The 15,872-nt window shown below is 59.6% G+C and carries 17 protein-coding genes; 9 read left to right on the top strand and 8 right to left on the bottom strand.

Annotation, left to right across the window (positions count from 1 at the left end):
* Nucleotides 1-93 precede the first annotated feature (93 nt).
* The 3 genes from RGR602_RS37660 (at nt 94) to RGR602_RS25830 (ending at nt 2,670) form a co-directional block, all read left to right on the top strand.
* On the top strand, nt 94-642 hold the full coding sequence (locus tag RGR602_RS37660) for a hypothetical protein (protein ID WP_170251129.1): 549 nt from the start codon (nt 94-96) through the stop codon (nt 640-642).
* 131 nt (nt 643-773) lie between these two features.
* Nucleotides 774-2,312, top strand: a complete 1,539-nt coding sequence (locus tag RGR602_RS25825) for an FAD-dependent oxidoreductase (RefSeq protein ID WP_040114882.1) — start codon at nt 774-776, stop codon at nt 2,310-2,312.
* Nucleotides 2,293-2,670: a hypothetical protein gene (locus RGR602_RS25830; protein WP_040114883.1), complete on the top strand. Its 378-nt coding sequence runs from the start codon at nt 2,293-2,295 to the stop codon at nt 2,668-2,670. Before RGR602_RS25825 ends, RGR602_RS25830 begins: the two co-directional genes overlap by 20 nt.
* A 101-nt stretch (nt 2,671-2,771) precedes the next feature.
* On the opposite strand, the gene RGR602_RS25835 is transcribed toward RGR602_RS25830, so the two are convergent.
* The 6 genes from RGR602_RS25835 to RGR602_RS25860 are packed head-to-tail and all read right to left on the bottom strand — an operon-like array spanning nt 2,772 to nt 7,991.
* Nucleotides 2,772-3,716: an ROK family protein gene (locus RGR602_RS25835; protein WP_040114884.1), complete on the bottom strand. Its 945-nt coding sequence runs from the start codon at nt 3,714-3,716 to the stop codon at nt 2,772-2,774.
* The gene (locus tag RGR602_RS25840; protein WP_040114885.1) at nt 3,713-4,435 is read right to left on the bottom strand and encodes a ribulose-phosphate 3-epimerase; all 723 of its coding nucleotides are present in this window, start codon (nt 4,433-4,435) and stop codon (nt 3,713-3,715) included. The genes RGR602_RS25835 and RGR602_RS25840 overlap by 4 nt, the downstream gene beginning before the upstream one ends.
* Nucleotides 4,432-5,265 carry an alpha/beta fold hydrolase gene (locus tag RGR602_RS25845; RefSeq protein WP_040114886.1) on the bottom strand — a complete coding sequence of 278 codons (834 nt, stop codon included), beginning with the start codon at nt 5,263-5,265 and terminating at the stop codon, nt 4,432-4,434. The genes RGR602_RS25840 and RGR602_RS25845 overlap by 4 nt, the downstream gene beginning before the upstream one ends.
* A complete protein-coding gene (locus RGR602_RS25850) occupies nt 5,262-6,083 on the bottom strand; it encodes a sugar phosphate isomerase/epimerase family protein (RefSeq protein ID WP_040114887.1) in 822 nt (273 codons plus the stop codon). The genes RGR602_RS25845 and RGR602_RS25850 overlap by 4 nt, the downstream gene beginning before the upstream one ends.
* A complete protein-coding gene (locus RGR602_RS25855) occupies nt 6,083-7,159 on the bottom strand; it encodes a Gfo/Idh/MocA family protein (protein ID WP_040114888.1) in 1,077 nt (358 codons plus the stop codon). Before RGR602_RS25855 ends, RGR602_RS25850 begins: the two co-directional genes overlap by 1 nt.
* Nucleotides 7,160-7,169: 10 nt before the next feature.
* A complete protein-coding gene (locus RGR602_RS25860) occupies nt 7,170-7,991 on the bottom strand; it encodes a sugar phosphate isomerase/epimerase family protein (protein WP_040114889.1) in 822 nt (273 codons plus the stop codon).
* Between the two features lie 409 nt (nt 7,992-8,400).
* On the opposite strand from RGR602_RS25860, the gene RGR602_RS25865 reads away from it, so the two are divergent.
* Entirely contained in the window at nt 8,401-9,549 is a 1,149-nt protein-coding gene (locus RGR602_RS25865) for a Gfo/Idh/MocA family protein (protein ID WP_040114890.1), read from the top strand.
* A 9-nt stretch (nt 9,550-9,558) separates the two neighbouring features.
* Nucleotides 9,559-10,512 carry an alpha/beta hydrolase gene (locus RGR602_RS25870; protein WP_040114891.1) on the top strand — a complete coding sequence of 318 codons (954 nt, stop codon included), beginning with the start codon at nt 9,559-9,561 and terminating at the stop codon, nt 10,510-10,512.
* Here RGR602_RS25870 and RGR602_RS25875 read toward each other — a convergent pair.
* A complete protein-coding gene (locus tag RGR602_RS25875; protein ID WP_040114892.1) occupies nt 10,500-11,534 on the bottom strand; it encodes a LacI family DNA-binding transcriptional regulator in 1,035 nt (344 codons plus the stop codon). The genes RGR602_RS25870 and RGR602_RS25875 overlap by 13 nt on opposite strands.
* 156 nt (nt 11,535-11,690) lie before the next feature.
* Nucleotides 11,691-12,452, bottom strand: a complete 762-nt coding sequence (locus RGR602_RS25880; RefSeq protein ID WP_040116482.1) for a DeoR/GlpR family DNA-binding transcription regulator — start codon at nt 12,450-12,452, stop codon at nt 11,691-11,693.
* A 226-nt stretch (nt 12,453-12,678) separates the two neighbouring features.
* Between RGR602_RS25880 and RGR602_RS25885 the strand changes: the two genes are divergently transcribed.
* The 4 genes from RGR602_RS25885 (at nt 12,679) to RGR602_RS37665 (ending at nt 15,844) form a co-directional block, all read left to right on the top strand.
* A complete protein-coding gene (locus tag RGR602_RS25885; RefSeq protein ID WP_022713937.1) occupies nt 12,679-13,479 on the top strand; it encodes a beta/alpha barrel domain-containing protein in 801 nt (266 codons plus the stop codon).
* Nucleotides 13,480-13,482: 3 nt separating this feature from the next.
* Nucleotides 13,483-14,418 carry a PfkB family carbohydrate kinase gene (locus tag RGR602_RS25890; RefSeq protein ID WP_040114893.1) on the top strand — a complete coding sequence of 312 codons (936 nt, stop codon included), beginning with the start codon at nt 13,483-13,485 and terminating at the stop codon, nt 14,416-14,418.
* A gap of 128 nt (nt 14,419-14,546) precedes the next feature.
* On the top strand, nt 14,547-15,692 hold the full coding sequence (locus RGR602_RS25895) for an ABC transporter ATP-binding protein (RefSeq protein ID WP_040114894.1): 1,146 nt from the start codon (nt 14,547-14,549) through the stop codon (nt 15,690-15,692).
* A 2-nt stretch (nt 15,693-15,694) separates the two neighbouring features.
* Nucleotides 15,695-15,844: a hypothetical protein gene (locus tag RGR602_RS37665; RefSeq protein ID WP_170250269.1), complete on the top strand. Its 150-nt coding sequence runs from the start codon at nt 15,695-15,697 to the stop codon at nt 15,842-15,844.
* Nucleotides 15,845-15,872 lie beyond the last annotated feature (28 nt).

A 15,872-nucleotide genomic window follows, 5' to 3' on the forward strand; every position in this document is an offset into this window, starting at 1 on the left:
TTCCAAACGCTCCGTGCTGCACAGCGTCAGTTGTCGTGGCCTGAACTCGCTCAAGCCCGCGCAGCGTTGATACGCAGCGTGACAGGACAAACCATGTCGTTCAAAGAAAAGAGCGAGGGCGACCTCCTCACGACGCTTGGCGCAGTTGGCAGCAGATACTTCGTCTATCGCCGCGGCGAAAGTTTCGAACGAGCCAGTTGCGCGACCGGCACAACTCATATCGAGTGGCCGCCACCGACATCCACGCCAGTCGCCGGAAACACTCGCGCTATCGACAGGCGGCTTTTATCGATGCGCCAGCAAGATTTCCCCGAGTACGACGGTATCGTTGTGGATCGCGTCGTTCGCTCCGTGAGCAAGTGTGACGAGACTTTTCAGCGCCAGGTGGTGCAATCGATAGACGTCGGGATGCTCCCGGATTCCCGTGGAATATCGGCTGTGAAATACCTCCCAACGGGCTCGGTCGTATCCCGGACCATCTCCGCAATTGAGTGCTTGGCGCCAGTTCCTTCGCCCAATAGTCAACTGCCGCATTGGTCTTCTTCACCGCCGGGCCACAAGGCGGTTCTTGCTGATGGGTGCTTGAACGACACATCCGGCAATAAAATTGCACGCAACAACCTATTAAATTCGTTTGCGTAACGCGTCCAATGACAACAAGCTGCCGGGCAGAGATGGCGACAGGCAGGCGCAATATTGAGATCAAAGGCAGCGCGAAACGGAGTTCGCCCTTCGCCACGCCAAGGAGCCCTCTGAAGCCAAGGAGAAGACGAATGACTCCTAAGCACACAAACACAACTGGTCCGGATTTGGTGCGAGGTATTGGGATTGCCGATCTTCCCGACGGCAGTAAGCTTGTCGGCCACTGCGGCGATGCGCAGGTGCTGCTCATGCGTCGCGGGCCGCAGATATTCGCCGTGGACGCACATTGTACGCACTACAACGGTCCTCTCGTCGACGGTCTGGTCTCCGGCGACACCGTTCGCTGCCCTTGGCATCACGCATGTTTCGACTTGAGCACTGGCGAGGCCCTGCGCGCACCGGCTTTCAGGCCGCTGGCATGCTGGTCGGTGGAGCAACGCGACGGCAAGATCTTCGTGGTCGGAAAGCGCAAGCGTGCAGAACCAACAACACGCGAGCCGTCTGCGGAAGCAATGCCGGGGAAGATCGTCATCGTCGGCGGCGGTGCGGCCGGCTTTGCCGCGGCCGAGAGGCTGCGGCGCGAGCAGTATGCTGGGAGCATTGTCATGCTCAGCGACGACGAAGCGCCGCCTGTCGACCGGCCGAACCTTTCAAAGGACTACCTGGCCGGTAAGGCGCCGGAGGACTGGCTCCCACTGCGCGGAGAGAGCTACTATTCGAAAAACCAGATTGACCTCCGTCTCGGTACGCAAGCGGTTCGCATCGATCCGCACACCCGTGAGGTCATCCTCGCTGGCGGAGGCTCGATTTTCTATGACAGGTTGCTACTTGCGACCGGTGCAGAACCGGTTCACCTGACCATTCCAGGCGCCGACCAGCCCCATGTTCATACGCTGCGCTCGCTTGCCGATTGTCGGGCCATAATTGAGCAGGCCAAGACCGCCGAGCGCGTCGTCGTGCTTGGCGCCAGTTTTATCGGCCTCGAGGTCGCCGCCGCCCTGCGCTCTCGCGGAATGGACGTGCAAGTCGTTGCACCCCACAAGCAGCCACTGGGGCGGGTTATGGGTCCACAGATGGGCGATTTTATCCGGGCGCTTCACGAGAAGAACGGTGTCGTTTTTCACATGGAGGACATCGCGAGCAGTATCAATGGCAACGAGGTGGTACTTCGCAGCGGCAAAACGCTAACCACTGATCTTGTTGTCGCCGGCATCGGCGTACGACCGCGGACCAGCCTCGCGGAATCGGCAGGGCTGACTGTTGATCGCGGTGTCGTCGTGAATTGCTTTTTGCAAACCAGCGCCCCTGGAATTTTCGCGGCCGGTGACATTGCGCGATGGCCCGATCCCTACAGCGGAGAGGACATTCGCGTCGAACATTGGGTAGTCGCCGAGAGGCAGGGGCAAACTGCTGCGCTTAATATGCTCGGTCAGAACGAAAAGTTCGCAGCCGTGCCGTTCTTCTGGAGCCAACACTACGACGTCAGGATCAATTATGTCGGCCATGCCGAGCGATGGGATAAAATCGAGGTCGAAGGAGACATCGCTGGCAAGGACTGTCTGCTGCGCTTCAAGCGTGACGGACATTTATTGGCTGCCGCTTCGATTTCCCGTGACATCGACAATCTGACGATCGAGGTGGCGATGGAGCGTGAAATGGCGGCCCGCTGACGATGCACAGGCGCAAACGGTCACCGCCGCCGTGATGGAAATGGAGCTGACTATGTCGAGCTTACTTCACAGTTCAGGTTCAGGCGTGCAGGTTGCACCCGCCAAGCACTACTCAAGGCAAATTAAGTTTATCGACGAGATCGCCAAGCATGAGCCTCACGAGACATCTACCTCGGTCGATATCTTCTCGAACGATGACACTAAGTGGTACTGCCAGATTCGCTGCGGCGAACAAAGGACTCAGCCGATCGGGCCTTATACCAAACGGCAGGCAGAGCGCGTTCAAGACGCTCGCAGGACACGAATCGCAGAAAAGGGCACCGCCTGGCTCATCTTCGAGCAAACCGATGGGGACTGACGATGACGCATCCATCCAATTCGCTGTTGCGCGACAATCTGCGAAGTCGCACTCTAGGCACTGGAGCTCGCCACGTCGTAGAAGACCATTTGTGGGATCGTTCAGTTGAGAAAGATCAAACTTGCGGCGCCCACCAAGCCGGCATGCCTGCCGAGCTGCGCCGGCACAACCGGCACGTCGCGATAAGCGGGCATCGCTCGCTCCTGAATGGTGGCCTCGATGGGTTTTCGAAGGAGATCATAGCCATGGGAAATTCCACCGCCCATGACGATCATGTCGGGCGAGTAGAGATGGAGCAGATTGGTAAAGCCGATGCCCAGCCAGCGGGCTTCCCTGTCAATCAGCCCAAGTGCTGTTTCGTCACCACTGCGCGCCGCCTCGACGACATGTCGGCCCGTCACATCGCCGTCGTGGGACAGCGTTCGCAGCGCCGAGCCGTCGCCTGGTTTTGTCAAAGCAGTAGCACGCCGGCCGAGTGCAGTACCCGACGCCACCGCCTCGAAGCAGCCCACCGCTCCGCAAAGGCATCGTTCGCTCTCGCTGGTGATCGTCATATGGCCGATTTCGCCTGCGAGCCCACGGCGCCCATGCACGATCCGACCATCGGAGATCACCCCGCCGCCGATGCCGGTAGACACGGTGACGAAAACCAGCGAGGCCGCGCCGCGGCCCGCCCCGAAGCGCCATTCGCCGAGAGCGGCGGCGTTCGCATCGTTCTCCAGCCGCACAGGCAGGTTTAAGCGGTCCTGAAGACGGCCCGCAAGGGGTACTTCACGCCAGCCCGAGAGGGTCGGGGGTGCAGTAAGGATGCCCGCGACCGGGTCCAGCGGACCGGGCGCTCCGATGCCGATACCAAGCGGCTTGGCGTCGGGAACGTCCGAGCAGGTTCTCTCCGCGAGCATCGCGATCTGCTCGATGACCACATCCGGTCCATCCTTCGCACGCGTTGGCGTGGACGCGAACGCCAGCAAATTGCCGCCGTCGCCAACCAGCGCGGCGCGCAACTCCGTTCCACCCAGATCGAATGCAAGAGCAATTCTGCTCATCGGGGCTGGGTCTCCAAAGCATGCAGCCAAGCCATACGGCCCGGCAGATCCTTGTCGCCGAATGCCAGCGATCCGAGCACCACCGTCTCCGCCCCGGCTGCCCGCAACAGTGGAACGGTCTGTTCGCGAATGCCGCCGTCTGCGGCAAGAACAATTGCCTTTTCGCGTCCGACACGCCTGATCAACGACCGCGCTTGGCGCAGTCGGTCGCAGGCTTTGTCCGAAAGGCTTTGCCCCTTGACGCCGATCGAGGTCCCAAGCAGCGTGAAGAAGGCGACCTCAGCGAGGAACGGTTCTGCCTCGGGGACCGAAGTTTCCAGCCGCAGTACGACGCCGGCTTCGGCCCCAAGCTGTTTTGCGAGTTCGACTGCGCGCAAACCGGCTTCGCCGGTTTCGGCATGAACACTGATGAGATCGGCGCCGGCCTCGATGAACTGGCGTGTTTGCTCCTCGACGATCTCGGCCTCGACCATCAGATGCACATGAATAGGTTTTGCCGTCAGCTTGGCAATGCGGGCGACGAAATCGGGAAAGAACAGGAAGCCAGGCGTGAAGCGCGCGTCGGCAACGTCGATATGGTGAAGGTCGACATAGGGCTCGATCCGGTGAAGGTCGCGCTCCATGTTGGCAAGATCTGCGGACCAGAGCGAAAACTCGCCGAGCAGTCTGTGCCGTGGCAATGAGGCGATGGCCCCGCCCGAGAGAGATTTCGACGTCATAGTTGAGCATCGCTCCTATGTTTGAATTCTGTGTTGAGGAACTGCAGAATGACTGTTCGGACCGCGGCGAAATGCGCTTCGGTAGCCGCCGCCTTCGCAGGCACTTCGAGGAAATGCGCATTTGGAAGCGTGTCAGCCATCAATTGTGCGACGGCGAGAGGGTGGATGGCATCCTGCCGGTTGCCGAGCACGAGGGCGGGAATAGCGAGGTTTGCCGCGTCCTCTTGCGAAACGCCGGTTCCATCCGAAGCGATGTCGCCCAGCACGTCGGCGAAGGCTGACGCATCCGGGCGTTCGAAATAGCCGAGCAGCGAAGCAAGGTTGTCCGGCGCTTCCACACGCAGACGTTGCGCCGACGTCGACTTTGCAAAAAGCGCCTGCCCATCGTCAAGCGAACGGGATCGAAGCAATGCCGCAATCTCGCGGATCGGAGCGAGGTTGTCGGGGGCGCGGGCAAACGACCAGGCAGGGCGTACCAGGATGAGGCCCTTGACGCGTTCGGGATGTGTTTTTGCCAGATGCAACGCGATGGCTGCGCCCATGGAGATGCCGCCAGCGACGAACCGGCCTATCCCCTTTTCGTCTGCAGCGGCGACGACGTCGGCTGCAAACATCGCAATCGAGAAGGGGCGTCGCGTGCCAAGCGTCGAGCTGCCATGCCCGCGGCACTCAGTCGTGATCCGCCGCCAGTCGAGCCCCTGAGGGAGAACCTGTGCGACCTGCGCCTCGCTGCCTCCGAGTCCGTGTTGAAAGACCAAGGCGTTGCCTGTCCCGCAGTCGTGGACTGTAAGGTCGGTATCGTCTCGTCTGAAGGTGATGTGCGTCTTCATCGGATAAGATCCGAAAGGAACCTGGCGACGGCGGGTGCTTCCACTGCTGCAAGGCCGTGCGTGACGAGCGGACCATCGAAACCGGTAACGCGCAGACCGTCGATAAAGGCAGGGAAATCGACGATGCCCTGACCCGCTGTCGCGATGCGGCCGTCGGCATGGCGGTCCTTCGCATGGGCCATCGTCACATGACCAGCCGAGATATCGATCGCCCTTTCGACGATGTCGGATACTTCGGCAGGCGTCGCCCGCTCGAAGAGATTTGCCGGATCGAGCACGATGCGCAGCCGCTTCGAACCCATCTCTCCGATCAGCCGCATTGCATCCGCGGCGGACGTGACGATGTTTGCTTGTTCCGGCTCGATGCCAAGAGCGATATCGTGCAGCTCGGCGAACCCCAACGCCTTTTCCATTTCGCACGCCATGTCGGCCCAGGCAGATGGAAGCGCATTGTCCGGATGATACATCCATTGATCCTGGGCATCGCGGCTGCCGGTGCAAAGCGTCACCAGCGGAATCTGCAAGGCCGCTGCTGTTTCGATCACTATCTTGAGCTGTTTCAACCCCATGTCCCGCACGGATTTGTCCGGGTGGACCATGTTATAGGTGCCTGAAAGCGCCGCGATCGAAACACCGGTCGCTCTGGATGCCGCCCCGATCGCGGCGATCGTTTCCGGTGCCACTGCATCCGGCATCGACGGCAGGCCGACACAGGCGAGATTGAACTGCGTCGTCGCAAAGCCGCTTTCACGCACGGCCGACAGCACTCGCTGGGGATCGGTGCCGGGGAAGGTCTTTGCAAAGATGCCGAGCTGCATCAGACCGATCCCGTGACGGTTGAAAGCTCCACACGTTCGCCCGTTTCTACCGAGCGGGCGATGGCGACCATGGCGCGGATGGAGGCGATACCGTCCTGGATATCGGCACCGCGCATCGCTGCGCCGTTCAGCACGGTATCGGCAAGCCCTTCCAGCTGCCTGCGGAAGAAGTGCCCATCGGCTCCAAGCGGCTTGCGGGTGGTGGCGTCCTTCTCGTGGAAGATCTCGACCTCACTCGCCCTGAGGTACCAGGGATTGAAGGTCTTGGCGATCACTGAACCATTTTCGCCATAGAGGTGGAAGCCCTCATGCCAGTCCATGCGCACCGCGACCGTCAGATCGAGATGACCGAGCGCGCCGTTGGCGAACTCGGTTTCCACGAACCAGCAATAGGCGTTGGCGCGCTCGAGGAGGCGGGCTCGGACTGCGACGATCCCGCCACAAAGGAAACGGGCGGTATCGACGAGATGCGAGCCATGCGCCAGCATGAAATACTGGCGCAGGTCAGCCTTCGGATTTCCGGCGGGTTTTCTGGCGAACTTGCTGGTGATCGGCAGTGGCTGGACCGCGTCGGTATTTGTGTAGCGGTGGGTGGAGTCGCAGTACCAGGCTTTCAGCGCGAAAATCTCGCCGATATCGTCACGGACAAAATCCCGTGCAGCCTCCAGTGCTGGGTCGAAACGCTTCATGTGACCGACCTGCAGCACCTTGCCGGATCGCTTGACGGCGTCGGCGAGCGCCTGGCCCGCCTCGATCGTCACACCCGTGGGCTTCTCGCAGAGCACATGTTTCCCAGCATCGAGCGCCCTGATCGACATCGGCACGTGATAGGCGTCTGATGTGGCGATGATGACGGCTTCAAGCTCCGGATCGGCCAGCATTGCGTCATAATCGGCATACATCTTTTGAGGTTCATATGTCGCGCCCATGCGCGCAAGCAGGTCGGGTGCTGCATCACAAATTGCATAAAGGTCGGCATTCCTGGCCTTCGCGCAGGATTCGAGATGGGCGAACTGTGCGATCGGGCCGCAGCCGAGCACGCCCACACGCAGCCGACGGTCTTCCTTGCGGATCATGACTTCTTCCTCAGGCGCCGTAGCGGCGCATCGTTTCACGGTTCGTCCTGACGGCAGTGGCAGGGTCAGCGGCGGCTGCGTCCGATTCCTCTTCCAGTACCAGCCAGCCATTGAAGCGCGGTGCCGCAGCGACGATGTCGATCACGGCGGGCGTATCGCAGACCCCCTTGCCAAGCATGGCCCATTTGCCGTTCGCATCGACATCCTTAAGATGCAGGTAGCAGATCCGGTCCTGATAGGTCCGCAGCGTATCGATCACGTCCCCATGGCCGCGCAGGATATGGCCGGTATCCGGCACCCAGCCGACCAGGTTCTTGTCAATAAGCGAGAAGATCCGGTCATAATCGGCACGGTCGAACAGAAGTGTGTTGTGGTGCGAACTGGGATGCAGGGCGATATCCACGCCCGAAGCTTTACCCAGTTCGCCAGCCCGATTGTAGAACTCCGCGGCGATCTCGAATTTTGCCTTCCGTGGTCCTTCGCAGACCACTGTCGCCGAGCCGATCGAAACGAGGGCGCCGGAAAAGACGGCCGCGAAATCGATCCAGCGCTGTGTGGTCCTGAGGTCGTTCTCGATCTCTTCCCTGACCGTGAAGCCGCTTTTTGAGCCCATCGCGAAAGCGACCAGCGTCAGGCCATGTTTGTGAAGGCTCGCGGCGAAATCATTGGGACTATCTGCGTAGTGGCCGATCATCGTGTCGGTAATCTCGATGCCTGCGTAGCCGCCCTCGGCAATGGCTTCCAGCAGATCGTCCGGACCGCCATTCCAGTTTTTCCCGAGCATTTCCCACGTGAACGTCTGGCAGCCAACTTTCAGGTCGTTGATACTCATGCCCTATTCCTTGATCTCGTCCCGCCTCAGACCTTCGATGATAAGCTGCTGTACCGGGATGGCCGGTGCTATCGGCATGATGGGTGAGAATGGGGGCGAAACCCCACGCTCTGAAAGCGAAATCTGATGTGTCCACCATGCCAGAAATCCAAACCCACCAAGAGCTGGATGTTCACTGCAAAGCACTGCCCGCAACCTGCTCTCCGCGCTCGCCAGGCGACGTTCGTTGCCCTCTCAGTTTAGTAACGCCGACCTCGCCGGCGAGCCGCATAGGACTGCCGGATCTCCATTTCCGCATGTTTTATAAAAAATTATCGCGCGTCAAGAAATAAAATGTTTCTATGGCGCCTGTTCGTGGCAGCGATGCCCTCGATAATCGAATATCTGAATTGGCGGGGGAGGCCAATTTATGAAAGCATATTTGGGAACCAAGCTCGGAATCGGGGTTGTCGGCTGCGGCAATATCTCGATGACCTATCTGCGCAATGCTGCCCTGTTTGCCGGAGTCGAATTGAGGGTATGTGCCGACATCTCAACCGACATGTCGGCGCTGAGGGCGAAGGAATACGGCATCCGTGCAATGGAGGTCGATGCGCTATTGGCCGACCCCGAAGTCGACCTTGTCGTGAACCTCACGATCCCGGCCGTCCATTTCGACGTGACGATGTCGGCGCTTTCTGCGGGCAAGCACGTCTTCACCGAAAAGCCGCTCGCCACGACGGCTGCCGAGGGCCGCAAGCTTGTGGCCGAAGCCAGAAGTCGGAGCCTTTTGTTGGGTTCTGCTCCCGATACATTCCTCGGCGCTGCCGGCCGCCGTGCGCGAAGCCTGATGGATGCAGGTGCGATTGGCCGCCCGGTCAGCGGCACAGCCTTCATGTTTGGGCGCGGAATGGAGCATTGGCACCCCAATCCGCAATTCTACTATCAGCCCGGCGGCGGCCCGCTCTTTGACATGGGGCCCTATTATCTGACGATGCTCGTCAATCTGCTCGGCCCGGTGAAAAGCGTCATGGCGATGGCGACGAAAGGCCAAGAAGAGCGGTTGATCACCGCTGACGGCCCCTTCAAGAACTCCACGTTCAAGGTTGGGACGCCGACTAGCGTGCTTTCGCTTCTCGAGTTTCAGTCGGGTGCGACGGTGAATTTCGGTGTGTCGTGGGATGTCTTTCGTCACTCCAATCATCCGATCGAATTGCACGGCACGGAAGGTTCGTTGCGCTTGCCCGATCCTGATACCTTCGGCGGAACAGTTTCGCTCTCCGAGCGCGGTGCCGAATGGAAGAATTTCGAAAGCGAGGGCGAGTTGTATGGCGCCCCGAACTGGCCGTATAACGCTCCCGAGCGCGCCAATTATCGCATGCTGGGCGTTGCCGATCTCGTCCGCGCGCTTGGCGATGGCAGGGCGCCGCGCGCCTCCGGCGATTTAGCGCTTCATGTTCTCGAGATCATGGAAGCGACCCTGGCATCCAGCGAGAGCCGGAGCGCGATTGTGGTTGCGGGCACAGTTGCGCGACCACCGTTGCTCGGCGAAGATGAGGCCCGCAGCCTGCTCGCTTGAGGTGAAGCGATGAAACATCGAGTGGATCCCGACGCCGCGCATGTCCTGGCACTCGGTCGCGCCGCCAACCAGTCACCCTTTGAACTCGGGACAGCGAAGGAGGCGCGCGCTGCCTATAACGCCGGTTGCCTGACATTGCAGGGCGATCGCGAACTGGTTGCCGCCATCGAGGACAGGACCGTCGTTGGGACGGGCGGCCCGATCCCGCTCCGGATCTATCGCGGCGTGGGTGCTCCGATCGCGGATGCGCCGGCGCTTCTCTACCTTCATGGGGGCGGCTGGGTTGTCGGCACGCTTGAATCGCATGACGAGATTTGCCGGTGGTTTGCAAATATCGGTGCCTGTATTGTATTTTGCCCCGACTATCGGCTGGCGCCGGAGCACAAGTTCCCGGCGGGCTTGGAGGACTGCGTATCGGCTCTTGCCCATGTGGTGGAGCAGGCAAGTTGGCTTGGTATCGATCCTGACCGGATCGCGGTCGCGGGCGATAGCGCCGGCGGCAACCTGGCCGCCGTCTTATCACTTCTGTCGCGAGATGGCGCTGCGCGGAAAATCTCGGCGCAACTTCTGCTCTATCCGAACACCGATGCCCGACAGACAGCCGACAGCTATGTGAGGTTTTCGGAAGGATACGGTTTGACCACCTCGACGATGCGTTGGTTCCGGGATCATTACGTCCGCGATGCGGCTGATATTGGTGATTGGCGCGTGTCTCCCCTGATCGTCGAGAATGTCGCGGGTGTGCCGCCGGCCTTCATCGCGATTGCGGGCCATGATATCCTCGCAGACGAAGGCGAGGCCTATGCCAGCCGGCTTACCGAGGCGGGTATCCCCGTAATCTTGCGGCGTTGGCAGGATCAGATTCATGGCTTCGTTTCCATGGGACGGCACATTCCGGCGGCGCGGCAGGCGGTGGAAGAGGCAGTTGCCGGATGGCGCAGCCTTGTCGATCACGCCGACTGACGCATCACCAATGTACCGTCGAATATGATTCTTCGGGCAATGACCTGTGCGCAATCATCGGATTCGTCCAGCATGGAAAGCAGCGTGTCGACGCTGCTGCGCGCCATGGAGGTGAAGTCCTGTGCCATTGTCGTTAATGGCGGGCAAGTGTAGCGGCTGAGGGGATGGTCGTCATGGGCGGCGATGCGAAGATCACTATCGCTCCTTCGGCCGACGCGGAGGCCGCGCGCATGGGCGGCTGCCATCGCGCCGAAGGCGAGGCGATCGTTCGCGCAAAGAATTGTCGTGGCCGGGAGCGTACCGGCCGTGATCATCGCATCGGTCTGCTCATACCCCATATGTTCGAAGTTCCAGCTGTAACTCTCAGTGTCGCCAACCACGACCGGTTCAAATCCAAGCGACTCCATCGTGGCGAGATAGCTTGCCAGCCGCTCCCCGGAATTATGATTGACATGCGGAATGTCGAAATATGCAGGCGGCGCGCCCGATCGACAAAGATAATCGACAATTGTCGCAACGCTTTGGGCGTTGTTGTTGCCAATGAACGGCGTGTTGCCTTCGATGAACGTATCGAAGTAGACAATGGGAATGCTCTCCCGAAGCTTTTCGAAGATTCCAGGCTCGGAAGCGAGGCCTAGAGGCGCGATGATCGCGCCAGCAGCCTTCAATGACAACAATGTGTTCACAGCCTCGGCTTCCAGATCTGGCAAGCCGTGGGACGAGATTACGATTGGCCAGTATCCTTCGCCGCGGACGAGTAATTCCAGACGGTTGACCATTTCGGCATAGAATGGATCCGTTATGACAGGCACGAGAATGCCAATGTTCCGCGTCCTCTTGCGATTGAGGTTGCGGGCATAGAGATTGGGACGGTAGTCTGATGCCGACAGCGCGTCCTCGATGCGTTTGCGCGTCACCGGCTTTACGCTGCTCGGGCTATCGAAATACCTCGAAAGCGTTGGACGAGAAACGCCGCAGGACCGTGCGAAATCGTCCATGGTTTTGATCGTCATCTTATCCATTGATAATTCTGGTTGCACTGCGCCAAGGAACATCTGCGTCAGCTGATGTCGCAAAGGCAGTCAGTGTGAGAGCTTTTGAACTCCCTTGTAGCCTGACAATATCGCATGCGCAAAATTTTTTGTTACATAAAGCACAATCGACAGCGTAGTCGCCCTCTATACATAGCGGACTTCGACTCCCAGCTTGTCCAATCGACTGCGAATCCCATGCGGCATGCCAGTATCGGTGATAATCAAATCGACCCGTGAAAGCGAAAATGCCTTCGATGAGGCGCCAATATCCCACTTGCTGGAATCCGCCACAAGGATCACGCGTCTCGCCATACGGACCAGATTGCGTTTGGTCCGTGCAATGTCTTCCGAGACGTCGACGACATCAAATGAGTGATCGATTGCGTGAGCGCTGAGAAACGCCTGGTGGGCAACAAGACCACCCACGGCCTTGTCTGAATCTGAGACAATCGTGCTGACAGTGCTGGGAAAGACCCGCCCCCCTATCATGTGCACGTCCAAGCCTGGCCGATACATCAGATGCTGCGCAATATTCATGGCGGTTGTGGCCACCACGACATTGTTGACCGGCGGCATTTGCATGGCGACCTGCAGCAGCGTCGAACCGCTGTCAAACACCACAGACTGGTTGTCGATGATCTGGCGTGCCGCCATCTGAGCGATACGTCGTTTGGCATCGAAATTGCGGTTCATACGTTCTTCGAAGGCTGCCGCGGGCGAACTGGCCGGCAAAGCTATCGCACCGCCATGTGTCTTGATGAGCTGCTTCTTGGCGTCCAGAATTTCCAGGTCGGATCGGATGGTCACTTCAGACACGCCGAAATTTTCCGCCAGCTGGCTGGTGCGCGCTTGGCCGGTACGCTGAAGTTCCAGCATAATCTGATGTCGACGTTGTTCTGCAAGCATGTGTGAGCCCCGAATTGGCTTCCGAACGGTTGCGGTGCCGATCTTTCGAAATTCGAAAATGCGCAGTCGACCGCACTGTTCAAAGGACGAGAGAAAGGCCGGCACTGGCATACGTCAGCGCGCACAATCGTAAACTTAAATCAAAACGAAAGAAATCGAAATATTGAGTATTCGTTTACTTTCGAGTTAGGGTCTCCGAAATCAAACCTTAAAGGACGGCATTGATATGGGTCTTGGAACCAAAATTCGCCTGTCACGGCTGTTTTCTCATCCGTCGGGGCATTTGTTCGGCGGCGCCGTCGACCACTTCGTTGGCTATGGCAATGTCCGCGAGGGCGGTCTTGCGGATCTGCCGGGCGCCCTGAAGCGGGTGATGGCCGGAGAGCCGGACTATATCAGCATTCAGCCTGGGGCGGCCCGTCACTTGTGGCCGGCCTATGCCGGCAAGGCGGCGCTGGTTATTCAAGCCGGCTGCTTTACGCCGGACGATCGAATCCGTCAGTTGATCGCGACCCCTGAGGATGCCGTGCGCTACGGTGCCGATGCTTTGGCAGTTGCCATTCCGGTGCGCGGCAATACCGAAGGCGAATACATTCGCTGGCTTACCGATACCGTCAACGCTGCTGCTCGCTTTGAAATGCCGGTCGTTGCGCATGTCTATCCCCGCGATTATTCCGACGGCGGCAAGATCGTATTCACTCCCGACGAAATCGCCTATGCTGTGCGGATCGGGTTTGAGACCGGCGTCGACGTGATCAAGGTCGGATACACCGGGGACTTCGCTTCGTTCCAAGAGACCGTCGCCACTTGCCCGGTTCCCATCGTTATCGCGGGCGGTCCGAAGGCGGATAATCTGCTCGGAGCCCTGACACAGACCTCCGATGCCTTGCGCGCCGGGGCAAAGGGTGCCGTGGTGGGGCGAAACCTTTGGGGCCACGGCGACACGACGATGGCAGCGCGCGCCTTCAAGCTCGTCATTCACGGTGGTATGGCCCCGCAAGAGGCGCTCGCGGCCGCGGGCGGTTGAACGGTGACACGCAACCTTCAGGTTCTGGGCTTTGGGGCCTTGGCGATCGACGATATCATCTACGTCGACCGACCGCTGAGTGCCGGCAAAGGGAAGGTGATAAATCGCACTCAGGACCACGGCGGCAATGTAGCGACGGCCCTTGTAGCGGTCGCAAAGCTGGGAGGGCGGGCCGGTTTCATCGGTTGGTTGAATGATCCCCTCGCCGATGTCAGCGCCCGCGAGCTTGAGCGGCACGGAGTCGATATATCCTTTGCGCCGCGTCGCCCAGATGCCAGGCCCATACGTTCCGTGATCACGGTCGGACCTGAAGGCGACAGGTTTATCGCCTATGACGATGATGTGCCGCACGGAACCTCCGATGCGCTGACCGATAGCACCCTTGCGCAGGCCCAGGTGCTGTTGATCGACGGCTATGCCGTCAGCGCCGATATGGTTGTTGCGCGCGCCCGCAAGCTGGGCTTGGCGGTGGTGGCAGACATTGAATGGGCGATCGGGCCTGCAACCGAACGGTTAGTGAGCTTATCCAATCACCTGGTATTGCCATTGAAATTTGCTCAGATTTATTCTTGCGAGACCGACCCGACGTTGATCCTGCGCAAGCTGTGGTCTGATGACCGTACCGCAGTCGTTCTCACCGACGGCGAACGAGGATCTTATATCAAGCAGACGGGAGATGCCGTTTTGTGGCATGTCCCGGCCTACAAGGTCAAAGCGGTCGACACGACCGGCGCCGGAGATTGCTTTCACGGCGCCTATGCCTTTGCCCTTACGCAGGGAAAGCAGCCTGTCGCTTGCGCCGTTTACGCAACTGCCGCAGCGGCGATCTCCGTGACCGGCCCGGGTGGCCGTATGGCCCTGCCAGATCAAAGCGCCTGTGTCGCGTGGATGGCGAAGGATAATGCGCCCGTGCCCAGACCGATTGCCGCGCCAGGCTGAGCGTTCACTAGACTGGTGACCTGGAGATCGCAACAGCGCTGCGCAGATGACGGTTCGGTTCGATCTGCGGTCGCGCCGGGAGGGCTGTCCGGAGGTTTCGATGGCGGTGATAGTAGGGAGGAAGTGCCGTGGCTGTTGTTGTACTGGACAAGATTTGCAAGACCTTCGGAACGAAATTCCACGCAATCAAGGATCTTAGCCTGACGATAAATGATGGCGAGTTCCTTATCCTCGTGGGCCCTTCGGGATGCGGAAAATCGACGGCGTTGCGCATGATCGCGGGGTTGGAGGAAATCAGCAGCGGGACCCTGAGCATCGGCGGGGAGAATGTCGAGGATCTCGCGCCGAAAGACCGGGATATAGCGATGGTCTTCCAGAACTATGCCCTGTATCCGCATATGACAGTGTTCGACAACATTGCCTTCTCGATGAAGCTTGCAGGGAAAAGCAAGGAAGAGCGCACCAAGCGGGTCCATGAAATAGCAAAGACGCTTCAGTTGCACACGCTGCTCGACAGCAAACCGGCGGCGCTTTCCGGCGGTCAACGCCAGCGGGTCGCCATGGGACGCGCAATGGTGCGGGAACCGGCGGCCTTTCTCATGGACGAGCCCCTGTCAAATCTCGATGCCAAGTTGCGCGTGCAGATGCGGGCCGAAATCGTCAGCCTGCAAAGACAGCTCGGCGTGACGACAATCTATGTAACGCACGATCAGACCGAAGCCTTGACCATGGGCGACCGGGTTGCGGTCTTGAAGGGCGGCGTCCTTCAGCAGGTCGACACGCCAAAGACATTGTATAGTCGGCCAGTCAACGCCTTCGTCGCGGGTTTCATCGGCTCACCGTCCATGAACCTGTTCGAAGGCCGTTTGCAGAGCGGCAGGATCAATCTGCCCACCTTTTCGATACCGGTGCCGACGACCGCATTCGAGCGCTCTCCCGGTCTGGCGACGTTCGAGGGCAAGACGATCATCTTCGGCATCCGCCCGGAAGACCTTTACGACAGCAGCCTGGCATCGGCATCACGCTACGAGACGATCCCGGCCGCTGTAAGATCGATCGAGGAATTGGGGTCCGAACTGATCGTTCATTTGAATATCGAAGCGGTCCGTATCGACTCCGGCGACCCCGATGCCGTCGAGGATTTAAGCGGTGCGGCAAACGCCGTGGCGAAATTCGAAGCCGTCAGCTCGGTCCAGCCGGGCGCAATGATCGATCTGGCGATCGATGCGGCCAAGTTACACTTCTTCGATCCACAAACGCATTTGGCAATCTAAGCATGATCCGCGATACGGACATGATTGGCCGCAAGATCGAATGCCTGCTCGTTGCCCGCAACGGCGCCGCCAAGCTCTTCGCCCAACGCCAAGCGGCTTGGCATGTCCGGCATAGAGATCCCAATATCTCACGCCGTCTTGGAACCCTGTGACTTTGCAGCTGGAAGTCGGTCCTTCTGT

This window comes from Rhizobium gallicum bv. gallicum R602sp (genome assembly GCF_000816845.1).
GTDB classification, from domain to species: Bacteria; Pseudomonadota; Alphaproteobacteria; order Rhizobiales; family Rhizobiaceae; genus Rhizobium; species Rhizobium gallicum.

What these genes read in the sequence shown, in the direction of transcription:
- RGR602_RS25825 (WP_040114882.1), top strand. Translation starts at nt 774, where the DNA reads ATGACTCCTAAGCACACAAACACAACTGGTCCGGATTTGGTGCGAGGT.
- RGR602_RS25885 (WP_022713937.1), top strand. Translation starts at nt 12,679, where the DNA reads ATGGGTCTTGGAACCAAAATTCGCCTGTCACGGCTGTTTTCTCATCCG.
- RGR602_RS25860 (WP_040114889.1), bottom strand. Translation starts at nt 7,991, where the DNA reads ATGAGTATCAACGACCTGAAAGTTGGCTGCCAGACGTTCACGTGGGAA.
- RGR602_RS25855 (WP_040114888.1), bottom strand. Translation starts at nt 7,159, where the DNA reads ATGATCCGCAAGGAAGACCGTCGGCTGCGTGTGGGCGTGCTCGGCTGC.
- RGR602_RS25850 (WP_040114887.1), bottom strand. Translation starts at nt 6,083, where the DNA reads ATGCAGCTCGGCATCTTTGCAAAGACCTTCCCCGGCACCGATCCCCAG.
- RGR602_RS25845 (WP_040114886.1), bottom strand. Translation starts at nt 5,265, where the DNA reads ATGAAGACGCACATCACCTTCAGACGAGACGATACCGACCTTACAGTC.
- RGR602_RS25875 (WP_040114892.1), bottom strand. Translation starts at nt 11,534, where the DNA reads ATGGATAAGATGACGATCAAAACCATGGACGATTTCGCACGGTCCTGC.
- RGR602_RS25865 (WP_040114890.1), top strand. Translation starts at nt 8,401, where the DNA reads ATGAAAGCATATTTGGGAACCAAGCTCGGAATCGGGGTTGTCGGCTGC.
- RGR602_RS25880 (WP_040116482.1), bottom strand. Translation starts at nt 12,452, where the DNA reads ATGCTTGCAGAACAACGTCGACATCAGATTATGCTGGAACTTCAGCGT.
- RGR602_RS25840 (WP_040114885.1), bottom strand. Translation starts at nt 4,435, where the DNA reads ATGACGTCGAAATCTCTCTCGGGCGGGGCCATCGCCTCATTGCCACGG.
- RGR602_RS37660 (WP_170251129.1), top strand. Translation starts at nt 94, where the DNA reads ATGTCGTTCAAAGAAAAGAGCGAGGGCGACCTCCTCACGACGCTTGGC.
- RGR602_RS25835 (WP_040114884.1), bottom strand. Translation starts at nt 3,716, where the DNA reads ATGAGCAGAATTGCTCTTGCATTCGATCTGGGTGGAACGGAGTTGCGC.
- RGR602_RS25870 (WP_040114891.1), top strand. Translation starts at nt 9,559, where the DNA reads ATGAAACATCGAGTGGATCCCGACGCCGCGCATGTCCTGGCACTCGGT.
- RGR602_RS37665 (WP_170250269.1), top strand. Translation starts at nt 15,695, where the DNA reads ATGATCCGCGATACGGACATGATTGGCCGCAAGATCGAATGCCTGCTC.